Annotated in this window: 18 protein-coding genes; 2 read left to right on the forward strand and 16 right to left on the reverse strand. The window is 68.2% G+C overall.

Annotated features, from left to right (window positions below; all coding sequences use genetic code 11):
• Nucleotides 1-26 precede the first annotated feature (26 nt).
• The 6 genes from ACWTPI_RS11925 to ugpB form a co-directional block, all read right to left on the reverse strand.
• On the reverse strand, nt 27-2882 hold the full coding sequence (locus ACWTPI_RS11925) for a 2-oxoglutarate dehydrogenase E1 component (RefSeq protein ID WP_020206342.1): 2856 nt from the start codon (nt 2880-2882) through the stop codon (nt 27-29).
• Nucleotides 2883-3295: 413 nt separating this feature from the next.
• Nucleotides 3296-4066, reverse strand: a complete 771-nt coding sequence (gene ugpQ, locus ACWTPI_RS11930; protein ID WP_454731747.1) for a glycerophosphodiester phosphodiesterase — start codon at nt 4064-4066, stop codon at nt 3296-3298.
• Nucleotides 4067-4079: 13 nt separating this feature from the next.
• Nucleotides 4080-5183, reverse strand: coding sequence for a sn-glycerol-3-phosphate import ATP-binding protein UgpC (locus ACWTPI_RS11935; protein WP_020206344.1), 1104 nt, complete (start codon nt 5181-5183; stop codon nt 4080-4082).
• Between the two features lie 117 nt (nt 5184-5300).
• Nucleotides 5301-6149 carry a sn-glycerol-3-phosphate ABC transporter permease UgpE gene (gene ugpE / locus ACWTPI_RS11940; protein ID WP_029044306.1) on the reverse strand — a complete coding sequence of 283 codons (849 nt, stop codon included), beginning with the start codon at nt 6147-6149 and terminating at the stop codon, nt 5301-5303.
• Between the two features lie 12 nt (nt 6150-6161).
• Complete coding sequence (ugpA, locus tag ACWTPI_RS11945; protein WP_029044307.1) at nt 6162-7043, reverse strand: sn-glycerol-3-phosphate ABC transporter permease UgpA; 882 nt, start codon at nt 7041-7043, stop codon at nt 6162-6164.
• Nucleotides 7044-7175: 132 nt separating this feature from the next.
• Nucleotides 7176-8492, reverse strand: a complete 1317-nt coding sequence (ugpB, locus tag ACWTPI_RS11950) for a sn-glycerol-3-phosphate ABC transporter substrate-binding protein UgpB (protein ID WP_020206347.1) — start codon at nt 8490-8492, stop codon at nt 7176-7178.
• Between the two features lie 177 nt (nt 8493-8669).
• On the opposite strand from ugpB, the gene ACWTPI_RS11955 reads away from it, so the two are divergent.
• Nucleotides 8670-9461 carry an HAD-IIB family hydrolase gene (locus tag ACWTPI_RS11955; RefSeq protein WP_454731748.1) on the forward strand — a complete coding sequence of 264 codons (792 nt, stop codon included), beginning with the start codon at nt 8670-8672 and terminating at the stop codon, nt 9459-9461.
• A gap of 155 nt (nt 9462-9616) precedes the next feature.
• Here ACWTPI_RS11955 and ntrC read toward each other — a convergent pair whose 3' ends face one another.
• The 4 genes from ntrC to ACWTPI_RS11975 form a co-directional block, all read right to left on the reverse strand.
• Nucleotides 9617-11155, reverse strand: coding sequence for a nitrogen regulation protein NR(I) (gene ntrC, locus ACWTPI_RS11960; protein WP_029044308.1), 1539 nt, complete (start codon nt 11153-11155; stop codon nt 9617-9619).
• 110 nt (nt 11156-11265) lie between these two features.
• Nucleotides 11266-12417, reverse strand: a complete 1152-nt coding sequence (gene glnL, locus ACWTPI_RS11965) for a nitrogen regulation protein NR(II) (RefSeq protein WP_020206350.1) — start codon at nt 12415-12417, stop codon at nt 11266-11268.
• Nucleotides 12418-12421: 4 nt separating this feature from the next.
• The gene (locus ACWTPI_RS11970; protein ID WP_020206351.1) at nt 12422-12985 is read right to left on the reverse strand and encodes a hypothetical protein; all 564 of its coding nucleotides are present in this window, start codon (nt 12983-12985) and stop codon (nt 12422-12424) included.
• Nucleotides 12986-13118: 133 nt separating this feature from the next.
• Nucleotides 13119-14534 (reverse strand): 3-hydroxylaminophenol mutase, encoded by a 1416-nt coding sequence (locus ACWTPI_RS11975; RefSeq protein ID WP_029044310.1) that lies wholly within the window; start codon nt 14532-14534, stop codon nt 13119-13121.
• A gap of 549 nt (nt 14535-15083) precedes the next feature.
• Here ACWTPI_RS11975 and ACWTPI_RS11980 point away from each other — a divergent pair.
• Nucleotides 15084-15548 (forward strand): rhodanese-like domain-containing protein, encoded by a 465-nt coding sequence (locus tag ACWTPI_RS11980; protein WP_020206353.1) that lies wholly within the window; start codon nt 15084-15086, stop codon nt 15546-15548.
• Between the two features lie 101 nt (nt 15549-15649).
• On the opposite strand, the gene ACWTPI_RS11985 is transcribed toward ACWTPI_RS11980, so the two are convergent.
• From ACWTPI_RS11985 to hrpA, 6 genes are all read right to left on the reverse strand, one after another.
• Nucleotides 15650-16483: a competence/damage-inducible protein A gene (locus tag ACWTPI_RS11985; protein ID WP_454731749.1), complete on the reverse strand. Its 834-nt coding sequence runs from the start codon at nt 16481-16483 to the stop codon at nt 15650-15652.
• Nucleotides 16484-16495: 12 nt separating this feature from the next.
• Nucleotides 16496-17368 carry an EI24 domain-containing protein gene (locus ACWTPI_RS11990; RefSeq protein WP_029044311.1) on the reverse strand — a complete coding sequence of 291 codons (873 nt, stop codon included), beginning with the start codon at nt 17366-17368 and terminating at the stop codon, nt 16496-16498.
• Nucleotides 17369-17462: 94 nt separating this feature from the next.
• A complete protein-coding gene (locus tag ACWTPI_RS11995) occupies nt 17463-18437 on the reverse strand; it encodes a sterol desaturase family protein (RefSeq protein WP_059413369.1) in 975 nt (324 codons plus the stop codon).
• Nucleotides 18437-19318, reverse strand: a complete 882-nt coding sequence (locus tag ACWTPI_RS12000; RefSeq protein ID WP_454731750.1) for a polysaccharide deacetylase family protein — start codon at nt 19316-19318, stop codon at nt 18437-18439. Before ACWTPI_RS12000 ends, ACWTPI_RS11995 begins: the two co-directional genes overlap by 1 nt.
• 91 nt (nt 19319-19409) lie before the next feature.
• The gene (locus ACWTPI_RS12005; protein ID WP_029044446.1) at nt 19410-20396 is read right to left on the reverse strand and encodes a YVTN family beta-propeller repeat protein; all 987 of its coding nucleotides are present in this window, start codon (nt 20394-20396) and stop codon (nt 19410-19412) included.
• 162 nt (nt 20397-20558) lie between these two features.
• On the reverse strand, nt 20559-24713 hold the full coding sequence (gene hrpA, locus ACWTPI_RS12010) for an ATP-dependent RNA helicase HrpA (protein ID WP_454731751.1): 4155 nt from the start codon (nt 24711-24713) through the stop codon (nt 20559-20561).
• Between the last annotated feature and the right edge of the window lie 12 nt (nt 24714-24725).

The following is a 24725-nucleotide window of genomic DNA, read 5'->3' on the forward strand; positions in this document are numbered from 1 at the left end:
TGCGCGCACCGCCATTCAGGCCACGATCATTTGGTCAGGACAAAGCCCTTGAGCTTGACGAAAGCGGCTTCGAGCAGTGCCTTCTGTTGCTCGTTGTGCTTGGCGTAGTAGCCCACTGCCGGCGAGGCCGAGGCCGGACGGCCGGCGTAGCCGAGCTTCTGGCCATCGGTCATGTTTTCCATGATGTAGTGCTGCACGAAGAACCAGGCGCCCTGGTTCTGCGGTTCGTCCTGGCACCACACGATCTCGTTGGCGTTGGGGTACTTCTTCAGCTCGGCGGCCACGGCCTTGTGCGGGAACGGATAGAGCTGTTCCAGGCGGATGATGGCCGTGTCGCTGGCGCCGCGTTCCTTGCGCGCGTTGACCAGGTCGTAGTAGACCTTGCCCGAGCACATGACGATGCGCTTGACCTTGCTGGCGTTGAGTTCTTCGTGGTCGGGGATGACCGTCTCGAAGTGACCCTTGGCCAGGTCGGACAGCGGCGAAACCGCATCCTTGTTGCGCAGCAGCGACTTCGGCGTCATGATCACCAGCGGCTTGCGGAACAGACGGATCATCTGGCGGCGCAGCAGGTGGAAGATCTGGGCCGGGGTGGTCGGCTGGCAGACCTGCATGTTGTGGTCCGCGCACAGCTGCAGGAAGCGCTCGATGCGCGCCGAGCTGTGTTCCGGACCCTGGCCTTCGTAGCCGTGCGGCAGCATCAGCGTCAGGCCCGAGGCGCGGCCCCACTTCACTTCGCCGGACGAGATGAACTGGTCGATCACGACCTGGGCGCCGTTGACGAAGTCGCCGAACTGGGCTTCCCAGATCACCAGCGCGTTCGGCTCGGCGGTCGAGAAGCCGTATTCGAAGCCGAGCACGGCTTCTTCGGACAGCACCGAGTCGATCACCGTGAACGGTGCCTGGTTTTCCGACACGTTCTGCAGCGGCACGTAGCTGCCAGCATCCCAGCGCTCGCGGTTCTGGTCATGCAGCACGGCGTGGCGGTGGGTGAAGGTGCCGCGGCCGGCATCCTGGCCGGTGATGCGCACCGGATAGCCCGAGGCCACCAGCGAGGCGAAAGCCAGATGCTCGCCCATGCCCCAGTCCAGCGACTGGTCGCCGCGGCCCATGTTGGCGCGGTCCTTGACGACCTTCTCGACCAGCGTGTGCAGCTTGAAGTGCTCGGGGATGGTGGTGATGCGTTCGGCCAGGCGCTTGAGCTCGGTCACCGGCACGGCGGTGTCGGCGGCGTCGGTCCACTTGCGGTTCAGGAACGGCATCCAGTCCACCGCGAACTTGTTCTTGAAGTTCGACAGGACCGGATCGACCGTGTGCTTGCCCGCGTCCATCGCGGCGCGGTATTCCTTGACCAGCTCGTCGCCGAAGTCGGCGCCGACCAGGTTTTGCGCGGCCAGCTTGTCGGCGTACAGCTTGCGCGTGCCCGGATGCTGGCTGATCTTCTTGTACATCAGCGGCTGGGTGACGGCCGGGGTGTCCTGCTCGTTGTGGCCCAGCTTGCGGAAGCAGATGATGTCGACCACGACGTCGCGCTTGAACTCCATGCGGAAGTCCACGGCGAGCTGCATGGCGAACACCACGGCTTCGGGATCGTCGCCGTTGACGTGCAGCACCGGCGCTTCGATCATCTTGACCACGTCCGTGCAGTACAGCGTCGAACGCGCGTCGCGCGGGTCGGAGGTGGTGAAGCCGATCTGGTTGTTGATCACGATGTGCATCGTGCCGCCCGTGCCGTAGCCGCGGGTCTGCGCCAGGTTCAGCGTTTCCATCACCACGCCCTGGCCGGCGAAGGCCGCGTCGCCGTGCACCTGCACCGGCAGCACTTCGGCATGGCCGGCGGGCTCGCCGCGGCGTTCCTGGCGGGCCTTGACCGAACCTTCCACGACCGGGTTGACGATTTCCAGGTGCGACGGGTTGAACGCCAGCGACAGGTGGACCGGGCCGCCTTCGGTGGAGACGTCGCTGGAGAAGCCCTTGTGGTACTTCACGTCGCCGGCCGGCAGGTCGTCGACGTGCTTGCCTTCGAACTCGGCGAACAGGTCCGCCGGCATCTTGCCCAGCGTGTTGACCAGCACGTTCAGGCGGCCGCGGTGGGCCATGCCGATGACGATTTCCTGCACGCCCTTGCTGCCGGCGCGCTGGATCAGCTCGTCCATCGCGGCGATGAACGATTCGCCGCCTTCGAGCGAGAAGCGCTTCTGGCCGACGAACTTGGTGTGGAGGAAGCGCTCCAGGCCCTCGGCCGCGGTCAGGCGGTCAAGCACGTGCTTCTTCTTCTCGAGCGTGAACACCGGCTTGGAGCGCGTCGTTTCCAGGCGCTCCTGCCACCAGCGCTTCTGCGCCTGGTCGCTGATGTACATGAACTCGGCGCCGATGCTGCTGCAGTACGTTTCGCGCAGGTTGTTGAGCAGCTCGCGCAGGCTCATCGATTCCTTGCCGAAATAGGTATTGCTGGCGTTGAAGACGATGTCGAGGTCGCTTTCGGAGAAGCCGTAGAAAGCGGGGTCGAGATCCGGCAGGGGCGGACGCTCCTGGCGCTTGAGCGGGTCGAGGTCGGCCCAGTGCGAACCGATGTTGCGGTAGGCGGCGATCAGCTGCGTGGCAGCGACGCGCTTGCGCCCCATGTCCGAATCGGCGGACGCGACGATGGTCCTGATGGGACCGGCCTTGGCGCGCTCGGCGAACGAGGCGACGATCGGCGCATGCGGAATGTCGCGCGCGCTGGAGCCGTCGACGGCAGGCACGTTCTGCATCGCGTCGAAATACGCGCGCCAGTTGTCGGGGACCGAGGTGGGATTCTGGAGGTAGGCCTCGTACAGCTCTTCCACATAGGGCGCGTTGCCGCCGAAGAGGTACGAATTGCTTTGATACTGCTGCATCATGGGGCGCTCACTATTCTCCGGGAATGCCGGAGTAAAGCGGGTTCATCAACCTTCCGCGACACGGCTTGACCGGTTAGCGGATTGCAAACAACTCTTCAGGTCAACCGGAACACCTTATGCAAACGGCACCGCGATGGGTGCCGGTTCTTTCAGCGCTGCGATTGCCCTGCAAGGGCAAGTTGTGCGGGGAAGGACCTAAGTCTTCACTGCGCATAAGAATAGCACGTTTGCCGGAAGCCGCCGGGGTCTTTTCGTATTGCGGAACGCATTTGCAACAACGCCCGCGCCGGGGCCGGCGCGGGCGCATTGGCGCGCTTCGCGGGGCCGCGCGCGCGATGCGCCGGCCCCCCGCCGCGGCGGGCGCCAGGGTGCATCGCGCCACATCAAGTCGCATCAAGTCGCATCAAGTCGCATCAGGCCGGGTCGGGCGCGATCCGGTCGACCGCGTCGGTGATCAGCGAATCGAGCCCCCAGCCCAGCAGCTCGGCCGCGCGCGCCGGATCGTTGACCGTGTAGCAGGCCACGCGGAATCCGGCCGCGTGCGCCGTCTCAATCACTTCCGCGGTGAGCTCGCGATGGTTCGCATCGAGCGCCACGCAGTCCAGCCGGCGCAGCCGCGCCAGCCAGTCGGGCGGCAGCTTGTCCAGCAGCAGCGCGCGCGGCAGCGCCGGCGCGGCTTCGCGGGCGGCCTCCAGCGCGGTCTCGGAGAACGACGACAGCAGCGGCGGCACCTCGCTGCCGGCCCACAGCGCCAGCGCGTCCAGCGCCACCGCCGCGCCGGTGCGCCATTCCGCGCCGGGCACCGGCTTGATCTCGATGTTGGCGTGCAGGCCGTTGGCGCGCGTATAGCGCGCGATGGCGGCCAGCGTGGGAATCGGCTCGCCGGCGTACACCGGGCTGTGCCAGCTGCCGGCGTCGAGCGTGGCCAGCTCGCCCAGCGTGAGCGCGTCGATGCGGCCGTGGCCACTGGTGGTGCGCTCGAGCATGGCGTCGTGCAGCAGCACGGCGCGGCCGTCGCCGGACAGCTTCACGTCGAACTCGAACATGCGGTAGCCGAACCCGGCGCCGTGGCGGAATGCCGCCAGCGTGTTCTCGGGCGCCAGCTTGCCGGCGCCGCGGTGGGCGACGTGGCGCGGATAGGGCCAGGCGGCGAGGGCTGCGGGCGCAGGCGTGGTCTGGGTCATGGCGCGGGCTCCTTCAGGCGTCGATGCGCTTGCCGGTCTCGGTATCGAAGAAATGCAGGTGATCGGCCGAGGCCGTGACCGGCAGGCGGTCGCCGCCGCGCACCTGCATGCTGCTGTCCAGCCGCACCACCACCGGCTGGCCGCCGAGCGTGCCGTAGGCGAACGAGTCCGCGCCGAGCGCCTCGACCAGGCGCACGTCGATCTCGGCGATGGCCTCGGCCGCCGCGCACGGCTCGATGTGCTCCGGGCGCAGGCCCAGCAGCGCGCGCTGCGGCAGGTGCAGGCCCATCGGCAGGTGGCCGAGCGTGGCCTCGGGCTGCGCCGGGGCGCCCTCCTTCGGCTCCACGCGCATCTGCGCCTCGCCGCCGCCGTTGAGGCGCGCCACCGGCACCAGGTTCATCGGCGGCGAGCCGATGAAGCCCGCCACGAAGGTGCTAGCCGGGCGCGCGTAGACTTCCAGCGGCGTGCCGATCTGCTCCACGCGGCCGCCGTTGAGCACCATCATGCGGTCGGCCAGCGTCATGGCCTCGACCTGGTCGTGCGTCACGTACATGCTGGTGGTGCGCAGGCGGCGGTGCAGCTCCTTGAGCTCCAGCCGCATCTGCACGCGCAGCTTGGCGTCGAGGTTGGAGAGCGGCTCGTCGAACAGGAACACCGCCGGCTCGCGCACGATGGCGCGGCCCATCGCCACGCGCTGGCGCTGGCCGCCCGACAACTGGCGCGGCTTGCGCTCGAGCAGCGGCGCCAGCTCCAGGATGCCGGCGGCATGGCGCACGCGCTGCTCGATCTCGGCCTTGGCCATGCCGCGGATCTTGAGCCCGTAGGCCATGTTGTCGTAGACGCTCATGTGCGGATAGAGCGCGTAGTTCTGGAACACCATCGCGATGTCCCGCTCGGCCGGCTCGAGCTTGTTGACGACCTTGTCGCCGATGTGGACCTCGCCGCCGCTGATGGCCTCGAGCCCGGCCACCATGCGCAGCAGGGTGGACTTGCCACAGCCCGAGGGGCCGACGATGACGATGAACTCGCCGTCGGCGATCTCCATGTCGATGCCGTGCACGACCTTGACGTTGCCGGCGTAGGTTTTCTGTACGTTGCGAAGCGACAGTTTTGCCATTGCGATTCTTTCCTGCTGCGTGTGCGCTGCTTGTTCGCGGCGGCGCGCCGGTTGCGCGCCGCTCGTCCGCTATCGGGCATGGCTGGCGCGTTCCCGCGCCCCGCCCTGCCCGCCCGCTTATTTCTCGGTCTCGACCAGGCCCTTGACGAACCACTTCTGCATCAGCATCACCACCAGCGCCGGCGGGATCATGGCCAGCATCACGGTGGCCATCACCAGGTTCCAGTCGGTGGCGGCGTCGCCCGAGCGCGAGATCATCTGCGTCACGCCCACCACCACCGGCGTCATCGACTTCTGCGTGGTGATCAGCAGCGGCCACAGGTACTGGTTCCAGCCGTAGATGAACTGGATCACGAACAGCGCCGCGATGCTGGTCCGGGACAGCGGCAGCACCACGTCCCGGAAGAAGCGCAGCGGCCCGGCGCCGTCGATGCGCGCGGCCTCGGCCAGCTCGTCCGGGATGGTCAGGAAGAACTGGCGGAACAGGAAGGTCGCGGTGGCCGAGGCGATGATCGGGATGGTCAGGCCGAAGTAGCTGTCGAGCATGCCGAGGTCCGACACCACCTTGTAGGTCGGCAGGATGCGCACCTCCACCGGCAGCATCAGCGTCATGAAGATCATCCAGAAGAACAGCTTGCGCAGCGGGAAGCGGAAGTACACCACCGCGAAGGCCGAGATAATGGAGATCGCGATCTTGCCCAGCGCGATGCCCAGCGCCATGATCAGGCTGTTGAGCATCATCGTCGAGACCGGCGAGGCGGCATTGCCCACGCCGTCGGCCAGCACCGTGCGGTAGTTCTCCAGCAGGTGGCTGCCCGGCAGCAGCGTCATGGGCGCCTGCAGCACCTCGTCGGCGGTCAGCGTCGAGGCGACGAAGGTCACGTAGACCGGAAAGGCCACCACCAGCACGCCGAGCACCAGCACGAGATGCGAAAGAAAATCGAGAAAAGGGCGTCGTTCTACCATGTCAGCAATCCCTCAGTACTGCACCTTGCGTTCCACGTAGTGGAACTGCACCACCGTGAGGACCATCACGATCCCCATCAGCACGACGGACTGCGCGGCCGAGCCGCCGATGTCGAGCCCGCGGAAGCCGTCCTGGTAGACCTTGTACACCAGCGTGTTGGTGGCGTTCACGGGGCCGCCGTGCGTCACCGCGTCGATGATGGCGAAGGTGTCGAAGAACGCGTAGACCACGTTGATGACCATCAGGAAGAACGTGGTCGGCGACAGCAGCGGGAACACGATCGACCAGAAGCGCCGCCACGGGCCCGCGCCGTCGATGGCGGCGGCCTCGATCAGCGGCTTGGGGATGCTCTGCAGCCCCGCCAGGAAGAACAGGAAGTTGTAGCTGATCTGCTTCCACGCCGCGATCAGCACCACCAGCAGCATGGCCTGGTTGCTGTTGAGCAGGAAGTCCCAGTTCACGCCGAACGCGTGCAGGGCATAGGACACCACGCCCAGCGTCGGATTGAACAGGAACATCCACAGCACCCCCGCCACCGCCGGCGCCACCGCATACGGCCAGATCAGCAGCAGCTTGTAGCCGCTCGCGCCGCGCACCACGCGGTCGGCGAAATACGCGAGCAGCAGCGACACCGACAGCCCGACCAGCGTCACGCCGACGGCGAACACCGCCGTCACGCGGAAGGAATTCAGGTACTGCGCGTCGCCGAACAGGTCCCTGAAGTTCTCCAGGCCGACGAACTGCAGGTCGATGCCGAACGCATCCTGCCGCAGCACCGACTGGTACAGGGCCTGCCCCGCGGGCCAGAAGAAGAACACCAGCGTGATCGCCATCTGCGGCAGCACCAGCAGATAGGGCAACCATGAAGATTGGAATACGACCCGTTTTTCCATCACGTATCCAGAATCCAGACCGCCGCCACGGGCGGGGAGTCATCCGTCGGGAACACCGCGGCCCTGGCGGGCCGCCCAAACCAAAGACGGAGGCAATGCCTCCGCCGTCCATCCACCCGATACCTCAGGCGCTCACTCGCGGGCCGTCTTCTGGAAGCGCTCGAGCAGTTCGTTGCCGCGCGCCACGGCCGAGTCCAGCGCCTCCTTGGGCTGCTTCTTGCCGGTCCACACGGCTTCGAGCTCTTCGTCGATCACGGTGCGGATCTGCGGGAAGTTGCCCAGGCGGATGCCGCGCGACTTGTCGGTGGTCTTGACGATCATCTGCTTGACCGCGACGTCGGCGCCCGGGTTCTTGTCGTAGAAGCCGGACTTCTTGGTCAGCTCGTAGGCCGCCGTGGTCACGGGCAGGTAGCCGGTCGACTGGTGCCAGTCGGCCTGCACCTCGGGACGCGACAGGAACGTGAAGAACTTGGCCACGCCCTTGTATTCCGCGGGCTTCTTGCCGCCCATCACCCACAGCGACGCGCCGCCGATGATGGTGTTCTGCGGCGCGCCGGGCACGCCCTGCTCGTAGGGCAGCTGCGCCGCGGCGAAGTCGAACTTGGCGTTCTTGCGGATGTTGGCCAGCGCCGCCGAGGAGGCGGTCAGCATCGCGCACTGGCCGGCGATGAACTTGGCCTTGGGCTCGTCCTTGCGGCCGCCGTAGACGAAGTAGCCCTTCTGCTGCATGTCGAGCAGGTTGGCGATGTGCTTGACGTGCAGCGGCGAGTTGAACGTCAGGCGCGCGCCGGGGCCGCCGAAGCCGTTGTTCTCGGTGGCGAACAGCGTGTTGTGCCAGGCCGAGAAGCTCTCCAGGTGCACCCACGACTGCCAGTCGGTGGTGTAGCCGCAGGAGACGCCGGCGGCCTTGAGCTTGGCGGAGTCGGTCGCCACTTCCTGCCACGTCAGGGGCGGCTTGTTCGGATCCAGCCCGGCCTTCTTGAAGGCGTCCTTGTTATAGAACATGATCGTGGTCGAGCTGTTGAACGGGAACGACAGCATCTCGCCCTTGTTCGACGTGTAGTAGCCGGCCACCGCGGGGATGTAGATCTTGGGGTCGAACTTCTCGCCGGCGTCCTTCATGACCGCCGCCACCGGCTTGATGGCGCCCTTGGCGCTCATCATGGTGGCCGTGCCCACCTCGAACACCTGCAGGATCGCCGGCGCGTTGCCCGAGCGGTAGGCCGCGATGCCCGCCGCCAGCGACTCGTCGTACTGGCCCTTGTAGACCGGCACGACCTTGTAGTCGGACTGGCTGTTGTTGAACTCGGTGGCGATCGCGTTCACCTTGTCGTTGAGCGCACCTTCCATCGAATGCCACCACTGGATCTCCACGGCAGCATGGGCGGAGCCCGCCACGGCCAGCATGGCGAAGGTGGCGAGGGTCAGCGCGGTACGTTTGATGGTCATGGGAAACTCTCCTGTTGTTCTATCGCGACGTGGGACAAAAATCGTCCGACTGTATGCAGTTTTTATGACAGCCGGATGTTACCCCGCCGGCCGCGATTGGAGAACCGGGCAATTCCACTAAATGACAATAATATGACAACGATTTGCCAATGCCTTGACAGGGTAGAATCCGGCACCATGCAAGCCATCCAGACCCTCTCCGCCCCGGCGCTGCGCCGGGTTCGCGGCGTGCTGACCGACATCGACGGCACCCTCACCACCGACGGCAGGCTGCCGGCGGCGACTTACCTGACACTGGACCGCCTCCGGCAGGCCGGCCTGCACGTGATCCCGGTCACGGGCCGCTGCATCGCCTGGGCCGAGATCCTCACGCGCCTGTGGCCGGTGGACGCCATCATCGGCGAGAACGGCGCGTTCTACTCCCACCTGCGCGCCGGCAAGCTGGCGACGCGCTACCTGGACGACGCCGCCACGCGCGCCGCCAACCTCGCGCGCATCCACGCGCTCGGCCAGCATATCGTGCAGGCGGTGCCGGGCTGCGCGCTGGCCTCCGACCAGGCCTGGCACGCCGCCGACCTCGCCATCGACCATGCCGAGGACGTCGCGCCGCTGCCCGCCTCGGAAGTGGCGCGGATCGTGGCGCTGATGCGCGCGGCCGGCATGACGGCCACGGTCAGCTCGATCCACGTCAACGGCTGGTTCGGCGCGCACGACAAGCTCAGCATGAGCCGGCTGTGCGCGGCCGAGCTGCTGGGCGCGGACCTCGACGCCGAGCGCGACCAGTGGCTGTTCATCGGCGACTCGGCCAACGACGCCACCATGTTCGCGCACTTCCCGCTGTCGGTCGGCGTGGCCAATATCCGCGACATCCTGCCGCAGCTGCCCGCCCTGCCCGCCTACGTGACCGCCGCCGCCGGCGGGGAAGGCTTCGCCGAGATGGCGGAGCTGCTGCTGGCCGCGCACGGCTGACGCGCCAGCGCGGCAAACGAGACAAGCCAGGCGAAACAAGCAAAACAAAACAAGCAAGACAAGCAAAACGGGCGGGCCGGAGGCCGATCCTGTCGGATCGGCGCCCGGCCCGCCCGCCTCTTTTCCCGCGGCCCGGCGCGCAGCCGGCGCGCGGCTCAGTCGAAGCCCAGCTCCTGCAGCTTGCGCGTGATCGTATTGCGCCCGATGCCCAGGCGCGTGGCCGCCTCGACCCGGCGCCCGCGCGTCACGCCCAGCGCCGCCTCCAGCACCGCCTTCTCGAAGCGGCGCGTGAGCGCGTCCATCACCTCCGGCTGGCCCGATTCGAGCATCGCGCGCGCCTCGCCGGCCAGCAGGTTTTCCCAGCCCGCCATCGCGCCGGCCGACGCGACGCGGCCGGCAAAGGACAGCGCGCCATCCGGCTCGGTGGTGATGACGCTCGGCGCGGCGCCGTAGTCCACCGCGTCGTGGCCGTCGGTGTCGTCGCGCGCCTCCGGCGCCCGCGCGATGCCGCTCGCCGTGCCGGTGCCGTTGCTGCCCGAGCCGCCGCCGATCATCTCGCGCGGCAGGTCCTTGACCTCGATGGTCTGGGCCGGCGCCATCACGGTCAGCCAGTTGCACAGGTTCTCGAGCTGGCGCACGTTGCCGGGGAACGGCAGCGTGCTGACGTAGGCCAGCGCCTCGTCCGACATGCGCTTGGGCTCCACGCCCAGTTCCTTGGCGCTCTTCTGCAGGAAATGGCGTGCCAGCAGCGTGATGTCCTCGGGCCGCTCGCGCAGCGGCGGCAGGCGCAGGCGGATCACGTTGAGGCGGTGGAACAAGTCCTCGCGGAACAGCCCTTCCTTGACGCGCGTCTCCAGGTTCTGGTGGGTGGCGGCGATCACGCGCACGTTGGCGCGCAGCGGGTTGTGGCCGCCCACGCGGTAGAAATTGCCGTCGGACAGCACGCGCAGCAGGCGCGTCTGCAGGTCGAACGGCATGTCGCCGATTTCGTCGAGGAACAGCGTGCCGCCCTCGGCCTGCTCGAAGCGGCCGCGGCGCATGGTCTGCGCGCCGGTGAAGGCGCCGCGCTCGTGGCCGAACAGCTCGGATTCGAGCAGGTCCTTGGGGATGGCCGCGGTGTTCAGCGCGATGAACGGGCCGTTGGCGCGCGGGCTGTGCTTGTGCAGCGCCTGCGCCACCAGTTCCTTGCCGGTGCCGGACTCGCCGGTGATCAGCACGGTCACGTTGGACTGCGACAGGCGGCCGATGGCGCGGAACACGTCCTGCATGGCCGGCGCCTGGCCGAGAATCTCGGGCGCGTCGACCAGGCGGTCTTCCATCTCCTCCTCGCGCAGGCTTTCCTGCAGCGCGCGGCGGATCAGCTCGACCGCCTTGTCCACGTCGAACGGCTTGGCCAGGTATTCGAAGGCGCCGCCCTGGAACGCCGCCACCGCGCTGTCGAGGTCGGAGTAGGCCGTCATCACGATGACGGGCAGCCCCGGATGGCGCGCCTTGAGCGCCTGCAGCAGATCCAGGCCGGAACCGCCGGGCATGCGGATATCGGAGATCAGGACTTGCGGCTCGTCGTCTTCCAGCGCGGCGAGGACATCGCGCACGTTGGTAAAGCTGCGCGAGAGCAGGCTTTCACGGGCAAGGGCTTTCTCAAGAACCCAGCGGATTGATTGATCGTCGTCGACTATCCAGATCGGCTTCATGTGCGTCGCTTGTCTGCTCGGTGTCATTTGGTCTTCCGATCCTGCGTGCGCGCCGCCGGCGGGGCCGGTCGGCAGCAATCGTTGTGGCAAGGCCGCTTGCCGGCGCCGGGTCAATGCAGGGGCAGCAGGATACGGAAGTCGGTACAGCCAGGCCGGCTCTCGCATTCGATCAAGCCCTCGTGCTGCTGCACGAAGGTTTGAGCGAGTGTGAGACCGAGGCCGCTGCCGCCGTCCCTACCCGACACCAGCGGATAGAAGATGCGTTCGCGAATATCCTCGGGGATGCCCGGACCGTTGTCGATGACATGCAAGTCCAATGCCAGCTTGAACAAACGCTTGGCAATCGTCACCTGGCGGGCCACCCGCGTGCGCAGCACGATCTGCGCGTCGCCGCGCGCGATGCGCTCGGCGAGCGCCTGCGCGGCGTTGTGGACGATGTTGAGCACGGCCTGGATCAACTGCTCCATGTCGCCGCGCAGGTCGGGCAGGCTGGCGTCGTAGTCGCGCACGATGTCCAGCCCCGTGGGGAATTCGGCCAGCACCACCGAGCGCACGCGCTCCAGCACCTCGTGGATGTTGAGGTCGGACACGATGTGCGGGTGGCGGTGCGGCTCCAGCAGCCGGTCCACCAGCGTCTGCAGGCGGTCCGACTCCTTGATGATGACCTGGGTGTACTCGCGCAGCGAGCGGTCCGGCAGCTCGAACTCCAGCAACTGCGCCGCGCCGCGGATGCCGCCGAGCGGGTTCTTGATCTCGTGGGCGAGATTGCGGATCAGCTCCTTGTTGGCCGAGGTCAGGTCGAGGATGCGCTCCTCGCGGTCGCTGCGCACCTTCTGCTCGTTGGGCAGCATCTCCACCAGCACGGTGTCGGGATTGGCTTCGAGCGCGCCGATCACCACGTGCACGTGCATCGGCTCCTGCAGCGGCGGGTGCAGCACCACGTCCTGCCGGCGCGCGTCGAACTGGCGCGACAGCACCGTGTCGATCATGCTGTCGAGCTCCTCCGAGGCGCCGAACAGGTCGCCCAGCGACAGCTCCAGCATCGCCTTGCGCGACAGCGCGAAGCTGGCCTCGGCGGCCGGATTGGCGTAGACCACGCGCATGCCCGGCTGGCGCACCAGCAGCACCGGGTTGGCGATGACGTCGAGGCCCTGGTGGTAGGACACGTCGCCCAGGGGCAGCACCACGGCTTCGCCCTCGGGCGGGTTGCCGGCTCCGGCCGAGGCCACTTTGCGGGAGACGCTGCGGATCAGGCGACGCATGAGACTAGTCCTTCAGGTTGGAGAGTTCGCGCCGCAGCGATGCGGCGTTGGCCTCGCCGCGCGCGATGTCGTCGCGCAGCGTGGCGGTGCGGTCGAGATACTTCTGGTAGTTGCGCTCGTTGCCCTGGCGCTCCGGCTGGCCGTCGTTGTACTCGGCGCGCAGCGCGGCCAGCTTGGCTTCCTCGCTCTGCAGCTCCTGCTCGAGCACGGCGCGGCGCTCGCCGTCGCGGCTCTTCTGCGTGGCGCTGTCCACGCGCGGGAACGCCGCCGGCGCGGCGGCCGGCGCGCCGCCCCTGGCGCCGCCGCCGGACACGCGCGTGCCCGGCACGGTAGTGACCTCGGGCAGGCTGAGCCGCTTGCAGTTCTTGCCGCCGCTGCCGTTGCGGTACTCCGGCACGCCGTTGGCGCCGGTGCACAGGTAGATGTCGCCCGACTGCGCCGGCGCCGGCCGGCTCCAGCCGAGCAGCGCCAGCGCCAACATGGCGCACAACGCCGCCGATGCGTGCCAGCGGGCACCGAAGCGGGGCACGGACCGGAGCGAGGAAAGCAGGGAATCGAGCGCGTCCATTGATTTCAGCAAGGGAGGTGGGAAAGGAGCCTCATTCTAGCCATCAATGCAGGCATCAAAACAAAAAGGGACAGCCGAGGCCGCCCCTTCCTGGTGCAACTGTTGCCCGGTCACAACCTGGCAACGTCCCGCCTTACAGCGAGTAGTACATCTCGAACTCGACCGGGTGCGTGGTCATGCGGAAGCGGGTGACTTCCTCCATCTTCAGCTCGATGTAGGCATCGATCATGGAGTTGGAGAACACGCCGCCGCGCGTCAGGAACTCGCGGTCGTTGTCGAGGTATTCCAGGGCCTGGTCGAGGCTCGAGCAGACGGTCGGGATCTTTGCATCCTCTTCCGGCGGCAGGTCGTACAGGTTCTTGTCGGCGGCTTCGCCCGGGTGGATCTTGTTCTGCACGCCGTCCAGGCCGGCCATCAGCAGCGCCGAGAAGCCCAGGTACGGGTTGCACAGGGGATCGGGGAAGCGCGTTTCGATGCGGCGGCCCTTCGGGTTCGCGACATACGGAATGCGGATCGAGGCCGAGCGGTTGCGGGCCGAGTAGGCCAGCTTCACCGGGGCTTCGAAGCCCGGCACCAGGCGCTTGTACGAGTTCGTGCCCGGGTTGGTGATGGCGTTCAGCGCGCGTGCGTGCTTGATGATGCCGCCGATGTAGTACAGCGCGAATTCCGACAGGCCGGCGTAGCCGTTGCCCGCGAACAGGTTCTGGCCGTCCTTCCACACGGACTGGTGCACGTGCATGCCCGAGCCGTTGTCGCCGACGACCGGCTTCGGCATGAAGGTGGCGGTCTTGCCGTAGGTGTGGGCGACGTTCTGGATCACGTACTTCTGCAGCTGGGTCCAGTCGGCGCGCTGCACCAGCGTGCTGAACCTGGTGCCGATCTCGTTCTGGCCCTGGCCGGCCACTTCGTGGTGGTGGACTTCCACGGGGATGCCGAGCGATTCGAGGATCAGGCACATTTCCGAACGGATGTCCTGGAAGGTGTCGATCGGGGCGACCGGGAAGTAGCCGCCCTTCTTGCCCGGACGGTGGCCGCTGTTGCCGTGCTCGAATTCCTTGCCCGACGACCACGGTGCTTCTTCCGAGTTGATCTTGACCGAGCAACCCTGCATGTCGACGTTCCACGTCACGCCGTCGAAGATGAAGAATTCGGGTTCCGGACCGAAGTAGGCGGCGTCGCCCAGGCCGGTGCTCTTCAGGTAGGCCTCGGCGCGCTTGGCGATCGAACGCGGGTCGCGGTCGTAGCCCTTGCCGTCCGACGGCTCGATCACGTCGCAGGTCAGCACCAGCGTCGGCTCTTCGTAGAACGGATCGATGTTGGCGGTAACCGGATCCGGCATCAGCAGCATGTCCGAAGCCTCGATACCCTTCCAGCCGGCGATCGACGAGCCGTCGAAAGCGTGGCCGCTTTCGAACTTGTCTTCGTCAAAGTGCGACACGGGCACCGACACGTGTTGCTCCTTGCCTTTGGTATCGGTGAAGCGGAAATCGACGAACTTGACGTCGTTTTCCTTCACCAGCTTCATCACATCTGCAACGCTGTGGGCCATGCCTATCTCCTGGAAATTCGGCTGAAGTCTAGAAAGCCATTCTTGCGTCGATCTCCGCGCCGGCCGCCTTGCTCGGGGGCATCGGCGCGGCACGAGGATCGCCGCGAAAGGGACGAGGAATGTTAGCAGAAAGCATGCCAAGGGAAGACCCCAATTCCACCCCCGTTCCCGAAAAAAGTGCAGCCCGGCAGCCGCATGCGTCTCTTCCGCCCGGCGATGGGTGCCGCATGTGGCATATGCGGAACGGTACCGCGGCGAACGGCGCGCATGCGCCCCGCGACTGCGCATGCGGGCCGCGCGCCGGAAACACCAAAACGGTGCCATTCCTTTTCATAGCGCACTATTTTCGTGCCAATGCGGTGTCATGCATATTTTTGGTGCATTCCCGCCCGCGCCACCTCTCCGCCCGCCTTGGTTCGCCGGCAGCGCCGTCCGAACGCACCGGCGCCGGGCCGCGGCGCGCTAGAATAGTCGATGGCGTCCCCGCTGCGCGATGGGCGGACAGACGGACGCCATTCCCATCCCCCAAGATCCTGCCACCCACCCCCGATGACCACCCGAGACGATCTCCTCCAGGCCGCGCGCCAGCGCCAGCAGCAAGACCAGCTTCCCTATTTCGGCGCTCTCTCCCCGCAGGAAGCGTTCGCGCTGCTGCAGAACGACCCCCGCGCCGTGATGGTCGACGTGCGCACGCAGGCGGAGCTGGACTGGATCGGCGGCCCGGACCTGCCGGAAGCGCAGTCCGCGCACGTGGAATGGATGAGCTACCCGGGCGGCGCGCAGAACGCGGCCTTCCTCGAACAGCTCAAGGCGCGCGTGGCGCCCGACGTGCCGGTGCTGTTCCTGTGCCGCAGCGCGGCGCGCTCCAAGCATGCCGCGCGCGTGGCCACCCAGGCCGGCTACCAGTTCGCCATCGACGTGCTCGAAGGCTTCGAGGGCAACCGCGACGAGCACCATCACCGCAAGACGGTCGAAGGCTGGTGCGTGCGCGGCCTGCCGTGGCACGGCGCGTGATGGTGGCGGGATAGCCCCGGACCGGCGCCGGCCGGGCCAGTGAAAACGGGACAGCTCCGCTGTCCTGTTTTTCGTTGCGCGAACGCGCCGCGGCCGGCGCCCTAATCCCCCGCCGGATCCCCGGGCCGCCACGAGCCCACTTCCACCAGCTCGAACCCCATCGCGCGCACGCCGTCGCGCAGCATCGCGTAGGCCGGCTCGACCAGATCGACCGCGCCTTTCACGCCGAGGTCGATGTGCCGCCGCGCATAGAGCTCGCCGCGCGTGGCGTCGCCCACCGACGGCAGGCTGAACACGCGCACGCCGTCGAACGCCGCCTCGACCCGCTCCATCAGCGGGGTCAGCGTCGACTCGGGTGCCTCGAACACCAGGAACGAACGCTCTTCCTGCACCGACATATGGAACAGGTGCGGGTAGTAGTGGTCGAGCACCCATTCCATCATCGGCCACGCCATCACCGGGAAGCCGGGCATGAAGTGGTGGTCGGCCACGGAGAAGCCGGGAATGCGGTTGTAGCTGTTGGGGATGATGCGCACGCCGGCCGGGAATTCGCCCATCTTGAAGCGGTGCTGGTTCTCGGGCAGGTTCAGGTCGCCCTTGACCGGGTCGCCGGCGGCGGTCTCGGCGATGCGCTGGGCGATCAGCTCGCGCGCCTCGGGATGCAGTTCCAGCGGCACGCCGAGCGCGGCCGCCGCGCACTGGCGGGTGTGGTCGTCCGGCGTGGCGCCGATGCCGCCGGTGCAGAACACCACGTCGCTGCCGGCAAGCGTGCGGCGCAGCGTGGCGGTGATGCGCGCGCGCTCGTCGCCGACGTACTCGGCCCAGTCCAGCGCCAGCCCGCGCGCCGCCAGCAGCTCGATGGCGCGGCGCATGTGCTTGTCCTCGCGCCGCCCAGACAGAATCTCGTCGCCAATGACGATCAGGCCGAAACCCATGATGCCCTCGCTTCAGGAATGTTCAATGCGCCGCACGTCGGACGGCGCGAGATCGATGACGTCCAGCGCCGGCGCTGCCGCCGCGGCGGCGGCGCGCTCGGCGCGCAATTGCTCCAGCGCGCGCAGGCAGAAATGCCCGAACCACAGCGCCGAGAAGATGAAGATCAGCACGTACAGCCACAGCGTGCCCGCCAGCACGAACGGGAACAGGAAGATCAGCGCCGCGGAGGAAACCCAGATCAGCGTCGGCGCCGAGCCCAGCAGGCCGACCACCACGCCGATGGCGAGCAGCGGCATGCGGTGGCGCTTCATCAGGGTCCGGCGCTCCTCGGCGGTGGCATGCTCGGCGAGCGCGTCGTAGGTCATGACGCGATAGGTCAGCCAGCCCCACAGCAGCGGCGGGATCAGCGCGAAGAACAGCGGGAACAGCCACAGCGGCAGGGTCACGATCACCAGCACCAGGAACAGGCAGGTGCTGCCCAGCGTCTGCAGCACGCTGCCGGCCACGCTGCCGCCCCGGGCCCGCTCCAGGCCGGGATAGCTGCGCTCGAGGTGCCGCACCACCGCCGGCACCGAGAACAGGCTGATGAAGATCAGCATGGAGGCGATCACCAGCGGCACCATCAGCGCGATCACGAACAGCGGCGCCACCACCGCGTGCAGCGACTGCATGCCCAGCCACGCCAGCCCGGCGTAGATCCAGCTGGTCAGCACCGAGGTTTCGAGCATGCCGCGCGCGGTCGCCATGATGGGTTCCCAGCCCCACAGCAGCAGGCCGCCCCACAGCGCCGTGGCGAGCACGAAGGGGATGACGGTGAGCATCAGCATGCGCGGATGCAGCTGGCTCATCAGGGCACGGGCGAGCGCGCGGAAAATGTCGTTCATGCAGGCAAGAGGAGGATCGCGCGATTACCGCGCAAACGGGGACGGATAGACTAGCACACGTCACCGGAACGGGCTGCCGGGCCCGCGCGGGCGCTCACCCGCGCCGCAGCAGCCGCCGGATGCCGTACCACTGCTGCGACAGGAAGCCGGCGCCGTAGTCGCGCCCCTTGCCCGCCGGGGGCGGCATCTGGTCACGGATGCCGGTGGGATGGTAGGCATCGGTAAACACGGCGGTGCGGAACAGCATGTCCCACCAGGGGAAGATCACGCCGTAGTTGCAGCCGCCGAGCCGGCCCGGGCGGCCCTGCGTCTCGTGCCCCACGCCCACCGCGTGATGGGTGCGGTGAAAGCGCGGCGACACCAGCAGGCGCTCGCCGAGCGCGCCGAAATGCAGGCGCAGGTTGGCGTGCTGCAGGCTCTGCAACAGTTGCGACAGCGCCACCAGCAGCACGTACTGCGACGGCTCCACGCCGACCGCCAGCGCGGCGGTGGCGAACACCAGGTCGCGCAGCATGTCGTCGAGCAGGTGGTTGCGGTTGTCGCTCCACAGCGTCATCTGGCGCTGGCTGTGATGCAGCGCATGCAGGCTCCACCACCAGCGGTAGCTGTGCGACAGCCGGTGGTACCAGTAGTCGAGCAGGTCGAACAGCAGCAGGTAGACCACGAAGCTCACCAGCGGGATCGAGGTCACGCCGGGCCACCAGTCCTCCACGTTGACGCGCTGCCAGCCGAGCAGCCGGAGGTGCCCTTCCAGCGCGTCCATGACCGGATCGAGCAGGAAGAACATGGCCAGGCGGAACAGGCCGAGCCGGTGGATGACCGTGTAGAGGATGTCGGTGCGGATCGCGGCGCGGTCGGTCACGGCCTCGACCGGGCGCAGCTTTTCCAGCGGGCCGAGGATCAGCACCATCACCACGATCTGCACCAGCCCCACCAGCAGCCATTCGGTGCCGGTGAAGGCGTCCTCGGCGTAGCCGCCCAGGCCGAGCTGGTACACCACCGGCAGGATCACGTCCTGGAACAGCGTCGCCTCGACCTGGCCGACCCAGGCATTGAAGGTGTCCAGCATCACGGCCTCCCCGCACCCCCGGCCGCGACCGTGGCCGCCTGCGCGCGGAACCACTCGCGGTAGGCCGGATGCTCGCGCAGCGTGGCGAAGCAGAAGCCCTTGCGCTCCAGGCCGCTGATGAGCGGCTCGAGCACGGCCGGCGCCCACGGATCCTTGCGCGACCAGATGCCGAGGTGCGCCATCGTGATGTCGCCGTCGCGCAGGTCGCGCAGCGCGCGCGCCAGCAGCGCCTTGTTGGGGAAGCGCTCGGACGACAGCTCGTCGCCGAGGAAACCGGCCGGCGCCCAGCCCACATGCTTGAAGCCGCACTGCTCGGCCCACTGCAGCGTCTGCGGCGCGGTATGGCCGCCCGGCGCGCGCCACAGCGGCGACATGGTGGCGCCGCTCAGGCTATGCAGCGCCTGCGCGCTGCGCTTGAGTTCGCTGCAGAAGCCCTGCTGGTCCATCGCCACGTCCTGCCCGGCCTGCGCGCCGAACTGCGGGCGCATCGTCACCTTGCCGTCGCGCGTGCCGCGCAGGTAGACGTGGTCGAAGGTATGGCTGCCGAACACGTGGCCGTCCGCCGCCAGCGTCTTCCAGTACGGCGCCCAGCCCGGGTCGAGCGAGCTGTCCTTGTTGACGGTGGGCTCGTTGGCGAGAAAGAAGGTGGCCTTGACGTGGTGGCGGCGCAGCGTGTCGGCGATCAGCGCGGCCTGGCTCATGCTGCCGGTGTCGAAGGTCAGGTAGAGCGTGCCGGCGCGGCACGACTGCGCGCCGGCACCGGCGGCGGCGGGCGCGGCGGCGCCGGCCAGCCCCGCGGCGAGCGCCAGCCCGGCCGCGGCAAGCCCCGCCGCCGCGCGGATCGCCGCGCGGGCCGGGCGGGGCCGCGAAATCTTGCTCATGATGCCTGTCCTGTTGACCTGTGACTGCATTGGAGTAGCGACAGCCATGCTAGTTCGATTGCCCTGCCCGCCGCGGCGTTCCGCGCCGCGCTCAGTACAGCGGCGCGCGCGTGCGGAAGTAGATGCCGTGCGGCGAGCGGCCCACGCGGATGGTCTTGACCAGCTTGCGGCTGGCCACGTCGATCAGGCCGACCGAGCGCGCCCAGCGGAAGCTCACCCACAGCGTCTTGCCGTCGGCGGTCAGTTCCATGTCGTCCGGGCCGGGCGGCAGGCCGGTGATGTCGCCGACCTTGGTCAGGGTCTGCTGGTCGACGATGCTGATGGTGCCGGACACGCGGTTGGACAGGAACAGGTGGCGCTTGTCGCCCACCGCGCGGAAATTGTGCGCGCCCTTGCCGGTCGGGATCTGCTTGACCACGGTGCGGGTATGCCAGTCGATCACGGCGACGTAGTCGGCGCCGGTCATGCCCACCAGCAGGTACTTCTGGTCAGGCGTGACCCACACGCCGGCCGGCGCCGAGCCGGCGTCCATACGCCACATCACGCTCTGCGTGGGCAGGTCGATGGCGACCACCTCGTTGGAGTCCTGCAGCGTGACGAAGGCCACGCGGCTGTCGGCGGTGAAGGCGATGTGGCTCGGCGTCTTGGCCAGCGGCAGCTGCTTGGCCAGCTTGAGCGCCTTGCCGTCCCAGCGGTACAGGTCGACGCGGTCGAGCCGGTTGCCGGTGGTGACGAACCACTTCTGGTCGGGCGAGAAACCGATCTGGTAGGGATCGTCGATATTGGGAACGCGCTGCTGGACCTTGCCGGTGACGGGGTCGAGGAAGACCAGGTCGTTGCCCACCGCGTTGGCGACGATCAGCGATTTGTCGTCGGGCGTGGCGATCAGGTGATGGGGTTCCTTGCCGATCGGGAAGGTCTCCAGCACCTTCTGCGTGTCCTTGTCGATCAGGGTGACGGTGGCATCACCCGAATTGAGGACCACCACGACTTCCGCCGAGGCCGGCGCCGCTGCCATCCCCAGGGCCAGGGTGCCGAGCATGGCAAACCCGGAAACTACACGACGCAATGCGAGCATAAGACCGTTAGGCAAAAGACTGAATCGGGCATTCTAACGTTTCAGGGCCGCGATCCGATGACCTGAAGCAACAAACTAACACTTCGTCACAATGTCGCAAGGTGCACCGGCCCGCACACGGAAAGCCGCGGGGAAAGCGCGGCTCCCCGCGCCGCGCGGCGCTCACCGCTGCATGGATTCCCACACCTTCTGCAGCCGCTTCACCGACATCGGCACCGGCGTGCGCAGTTCCTGCGCGAACAGCGCCACGCGCAGCTCTTCGAGCATCCAGCGGAACTCGTCCAGGCGCGCGTCCTCCACGCCCCGGCCCTGCTGGCGCAACTGTTTCTCGGCGCGCTGCCACTGCTGCAGCAGCGGCGTCATGTCCTGCAGGCGCTGGGCGTCGCGCGCGGGATCGCCCTTGATCTTGTCGATGCGCATGGCGATGCCCTTCAGGTAGCGCGGGAAATGCACCAGCTGCTGGTAAGGCGTGTCCGTCACGAACTGCTTGCCCATCAGCCGCGCCAGCTGCGCTTCCATGTCGGCGTGCGCGGCGGCGAACGGCCTGGCCTGCACCAGCTTGCGCGGCAGCGTGGCGTACTCGGCCAGCACCGCGCCCACCAGCCGGGCGATCTCCTGCGCCAGCAGGTTCAGGCGCGAGCGCCCTTCTTCCTTGCGCGCGGCGAACTCGGCCTCGTTGCGCGGCAGCGGCGCCTGCAGGCAGGCCCGCTCCAGCGCCACCGTGACGATCTGGTCGCGCAGCATTTCCTGCGTGCCCAGCGTCATGTACTGCATGGCCATCTGCTGCAGGCCGGGAATATTCTTTTCCAGGAACTTCACCTGCTCGCGCAGTTGCAGCGCGAACAGGCGGCGCAGCCCGGCGTGGTGCACGCGCACCGCTTCCTGCGGGTCGTCGAACACTTCCACGTCGCAATGCGCGCCGTGGTCGACCAGCGCCGGATAACCGAACAGCGTCTGGTTGCCCTTGCGGATCTCCAGCAGTTCCGGCAGCTCGCCGAACGACCAGCTGGTCAGGCCTTCGTACTGGCCCGGCTCGGCCGCCGGCGCCTGCGAGGCGGACTGCGCGGCGATGCTCTGGAACGACTGCTGCGCCTGCCCGCCCAGCTCGGCGCGCAGCTGCGCCAGGTTGCGGCCCATGTCGAGCTGGCGGCCGTGCTCGTCGATGACCTTGAAGTTCATCGCGTGGTGGGCCGGCAGCGTCTCCAGCTTGAAGTCCGCGCGCCTGACCAGCGTGCCGGTCTGCGCGCGGATGTCGGCGATCAGCACGTCGAGCAGCTCGCCCTCGCCGAACGGGTTGCGCTCGACGAAGCCGGCCGCGTAGTCGGGCAGCGGCACGCAATGCCGGCGCAGCTTCTGCGGCAGCGACTTGAGCAGCAGGTGCACCTTCTCCTTGACCATGCCCGGCACCAGCCAGTCGGCCCGCTCGGGGCGCACCTGGTTGAGCGCGTACAGCGGCACGGTCAGCGTCACGCCGTCGCGGTGGCTGCCGGGCTCGAAGTGGTAGGTCAGCGCCATGTCCACGCCGGCCACCGGCAGGATCTTGGGGAACAGGTCGGTGGTGATGCCGGCCGCCTCGTGGCGCATCAGCTCTTCGCGGTTCAGGTAGAGCAGCTTGCGGTCGCGCGCGCTCTCGGCCTGGTACCACTGCTCGAAGGTGGCCTGCTGGTGGATGTCGGCCGGGATCAGGCGGTCGTAGAACGCGAAGATCAGCTCGTCGTCGACCAGCACGTCCTGGCGGCGCGACTTGTGCTCGAGATTCTCGATCTCGCGCGTGAGGCGCTGGTTGTGCGCGAAGAACGGCAGCCGAGTGTCGAACTCGCCCTCCACCAGCGCGCGCCGGATGAACAGCTCGCGCGCCTCGGCCGGATTCATCGGCCCATAGTGCACGCGGCGGTGCTGGTAGACCACCAGCCCGTACAGCGTGGCGCGCTCCATCGCCATCACCTGGCCCGACTTCTTCTCCCAGTGCGGATCGCTCCAGCTCACCTTGAGCAGGTGGCGGCCCACCTGCTCCAGCCATTCCGGCTCGATGCGCGCGAGCGTGCGCGCGAACAGGCGGCTGGTCTCGATCAGCTCGGCGGCGATGATCCAGCGGCCCACCTTGCGCGCGATCAGCGAGCCGGGCCACAGGTGGAACTTGATGCCGCGCGCGCCCAGGTATTCGCGCCCGCGGCCGTCGGCCTCGTCGAGCTTGCAGCCGACGTTGCCGAGCAGGCCGGTCAGCAGCGCCTTGTGCACCTGCTCGTAGGTCGGCTCGCTCTCGTTGAGGCGCCAGCCCTGCTCGGTCACGGTGGTCAGCAGTTGCGAATGCACGTCGCGCCATTCGCGCAGGCGCACGTGCGAGAGGAAGCTGGCGCGGCACTGGTCCTGCAACTGGCGGTTGGTCTTCTTGTGCGCCACCGCTTCCTCGAACCACTTCCACAGCTTGACCCAGCCGAGGAACTCGGACTTCTCGTCCATGAACTTGCGGTGCGCCTGGTCGGCGGCTTCCTGCGCCTCCTGCGGGCGGTCGCGCGGGTCCTGCACCGACAGCGCGCTGGCGATGATCAGCACCTCGCGCAGGCAGTGATGCTCGCGCGCGGCCAGGATCATGCGCGCCACGCGCGGGTCCAGCGGCAGGCGCGCGAGCTGGCGGCCGGTCTGGGTCAGCGCGTTGGCGTCGTCGCCCGCGCTCTCGACCGCGCCGAGCTCCTGCAGCAACTGGTAGCCGTCGGCGATGGCGCGGCCCAGCGGCGGCTCGATGAACGGGAACTGCTCGATCGCCGTCAGCCTGAGCGCCTTCATGCGCAGGATCACCGCAGCCAGCGAGGAGCGCAGGATTTCCGGATCGGTGAAGCGCGCGCGGCCGATGAAGTCCGATTCCTCATAGAGCCGGATGCAGACGCCGTCCGCCACCCGGCCGCAGCGCCCGGCGCGCTGGTTGGCGGCGGCCTGCGAGATCGCCTCGATCTGCAGCTGCTCGACCTTGTTGCGGTACGAGTAGCGCTTGACGCGCGCCAGCCCGGTATCGACCACGTAGCGGATGCCGGGCACGGTCAGCGAGGTCTCGGCCACGTTGGTGGCCAGCACGATGCGGCGCGCATTGGACGGGCGGAACACGCGCTCCTGCTCCTGCACCGACAGCCGCGCGAACAGCGGCAATATCTCCGTGTGCGGCGGATGGTGCTTGCGCAGCGCCTCGGCCGCCTCGCGGATCTCGCGCTCGCCGGGCAGGAACACCAGCACGTCGCCGGGGCCGAGCCGGCACAGCTCGTCCACGGCCTCGACGATGCCGTCGAACAGGTCGCGGTCCTTGCTCTGCGCCGACTTGGGCGCGCCGTCGGCCGGCGCGTCCTTCTCGATCGGGCGGTAGCGGATCTCCACCGGGTACAGCCGCCCGCTCACCTCGATCACCGGCGCCGGCCTGCCGCGCTGCGCGAAATGCTCGGCGAAGCGGTTGGCGTCGATGGTGGCCGAGGTGATGATGAGCTTGAGGTCCGGGCGCTTCGGCAGGATCTCCTTGAGGTAGCCGATCAGGAAATCGATGTTGAGGCTGCGCTCGTGCGCCTCGTCGATGATGATGGTGTCGTAGGCGCGCAGCAGCGGGTCGGTCTGGGTTTCCGCCAGCAGGATGCCGTCGGTCATCAGCTTGACCGAGGCGCCCGGCGACATGGTGTCGTTGAAACGCACCTGGTAGCCCACGTGCTCGCCCAGCGGCGTGCCGATCTCCTGCGCGATGCGCTTGGCCGTGGAAGTGGCGGCGATGCGGCGCGGCTGGGTATGGCCGATCAGCCCGCCGCTGCCGTCCGTGCCGGGACCGCGCCCGATCGACAGGCAGATCTTGGGCAGCTGGGTGGTCTTGCCGGAGCCGGTCTCGCCCGAGACGATCACCACCTGGTGGTCGCGCAGCGCCTGCGCGATCTCCTCGCGGCGCGCCGATACCGGCAGCGCCTCGGGAAACGTCAGCGGCGGCAGCGGCGTGGCGACGCGGCGCGGGCGGGCGGCGGCTTCCGCGCGCGGCCGGCCCTCGCGCGGCGGCCTGGGCGGGCGCGGCCCGGCCGGCGCGGCGGCGTCCACCGGCTTTGACCGGCGCCCGTCCCCGCGCGCCGGCGCGCGGCCTTCCGGCGCGCCGGCGGGCATGGCGGCGGACGCGGCGGCGGACATAGCGGCGCCCGCGCGCGCGCCGCCGGGCTGCCCGGCATGACCGGGCCGCCGCCCCTGCTGGGCGGCAGGCCGGGCGGGCGTCTGGACGGGTGCGGGAGCGGCCTTAGGCGCGGGCTGGCCGGCCTCGGTTTTCCGATCCGGCGGCAAAGGTTTGGCGGGGCGTTGTGCTGACATTGGCCGGGATTA

Source organism: Cupriavidus ulmosensis, assembly GCF_977008105.1.

Coding starts and splice junctions, on each gene's coding strand:
- ACWTPI_RS11925 (WP_020206342.1), bottom strand. CDS start 2,882: ATGATGCAGCAGTATCAAAGCAATTCGTACCTCTTCGGCGGCAACGCG.
- ugpQ (WP_454731747.1), bottom strand. CDS start 4,066: ATGACCCAGACCACGCCTGCGCCCGCAGCCCTCGCCGCCTGGCCCTAT.
- ACWTPI_RS11935 (WP_020206344.1), bottom strand. CDS start 5,183: ATGGCAAAACTGTCGCTTCGCAACGTACAGAAAACCTACGCCGGCAAC.
- ugpE (WP_029044306.1), bottom strand. CDS start 6,149: ATGGTAGAACGACGCCCTTTTCTCGATTTTCTTTCGCATCTCGTGCTG.
- ugpA (WP_029044307.1), bottom strand. CDS start 7,043: ATGGAAAAACGGGTCGTATTCCAATCTTCATGGTTGCCCTATCTGCTG.
- ugpB (WP_020206347.1), bottom strand. CDS start 8,492: ATGACCATCAAACGTACCGCGCTGACCCTCGCCACCTTCGCCATGCTG.
- ACWTPI_RS11955 (WP_454731748.1), top strand. CDS start 8,670: ATGCAAGCCATCCAGACCCTCTCCGCCCCGGCGCTGCGCCGGGTTCGC.
- ntrC (WP_029044308.1), bottom strand. CDS start 11,155: ATGAAGCCGATCTGGATAGTCGACGACGATCAATCAATCCGCTGGGTT.
- glnL (WP_020206350.1), bottom strand. CDS start 12,417: ATGCGTCGCCTGATCCGCAGCGTCTCCCGCAAAGTGGCCTCGGCCGGA.
- ACWTPI_RS11970 (WP_020206351.1), bottom strand. CDS start 12,985: ATGGACGCGCTCGATTCCCTGCTTTCCTCGCTCCGGTCCGTGCCCCGC.
- ACWTPI_RS11975 (WP_029044310.1), bottom strand. CDS start 14,534: ATGGCCCACAGCGTTGCAGATGTGATGAAGCTGGTGAAGGAAAACGAC.
- ACWTPI_RS11980 (WP_020206353.1), top strand. CDS start 15,084: ATGACCACCCGAGACGATCTCCTCCAGGCCGCGCGCCAGCGCCAGCAG.
- ACWTPI_RS11985 (WP_454731749.1), bottom strand. CDS start 16,483: ATGGGTTTCGGCCTGATCGTCATTGGCGACGAGATTCTGTCTGGGCGG.
- ACWTPI_RS11990 (WP_029044311.1), bottom strand. CDS start 17,368: ATGAACGACATTTTCCGCGCGCTCGCCCGTGCCCTGATGAGCCAGCTG.
- ACWTPI_RS11995 (WP_059413369.1), bottom strand. CDS start 18,437: ATGCTGGACACCTTCAATGCCTGGGTCGGCCAGGTCGAGGCGACGCTG.
- ACWTPI_RS12000 (WP_454731750.1), bottom strand. CDS start 19,318: ATGAGCAAGATTTCGCGGCCCCGCCCGGCCCGCGCGGCGATCCGCGCG.
- ACWTPI_RS12005 (WP_029044446.1), bottom strand. CDS start 20,396: ATGCTCGCATTGCGTCGTGTAGTTTCCGGGTTTGCCATGCTCGGCACC.
- hrpA (WP_454731751.1), bottom strand. CDS start 24,713: ATGTCAGCACAACGCCCCGCCAAACCTTTGCCGCCGGATCGGAAAACC.